Source organism: Serratia sp. 506_PEND (genome assembly GCF_001076875.1).
In the GTDB taxonomy this organism is placed as follows: domain Bacteria; phylum Pseudomonadota; class Gammaproteobacteria; order Enterobacterales; family Enterobacteriaceae; genus Serratia; species Serratia marcescens.
On sequence record NZ_JVEL01000548.1, the window covers coordinates 1 to 390 of the forward strand.

A 390-nucleotide genomic window follows, 5' to 3' on the forward strand; every position below is an offset into this window, starting at 1 on the left:
ACCGTTTTGTGCAGGCGTTCCAGGCTCTGCAACTGTGTCAGTAATGCATCCACCCGCGCGGTGGCATCCGGCCAGCCGGAGACCGACGGCGTCACGCCACGCTGGGTGTTCATCATCTGCTGCCACTGGCTGTCCATCGCGCTCAGTGCCAGCGACTGCGGGTAGAGCATATGCAACGAATGACGCAGCCCATCGGCATACTGATACGCCCACAGCGGCGAGAGCTGCTGCACATGCGCCAGCTGCGCCTGATAATCCCGGGTGAGCCGGGGCTCCATATCACGCAGAGCCTGCTCGCCCAGCGCCATGCGGGCATCGCTCAGCCGGGCTGCATCGGGGGCCACAGGCCAGGTCAACGCATTCGTTTCCAGCATCGCGGTGGCATCGTGC

The 390-nt window shown here is 64.6% G+C and carries 1 protein-coding gene; it reads right to left on the reverse strand.

Annotation, left to right across the window (positions count from 1 at the left end; all coding sequences use genetic code 11):
- The coding region (locus tag ADK28_RS23785; protein ID WP_275452770.1) for a VasL domain-containing protein at window positions 1–374 on the reverse strand (374 nt) is incomplete at its 3' end.
- Between the last annotated feature and the right edge of the window lie 16 nt (window positions 375–390).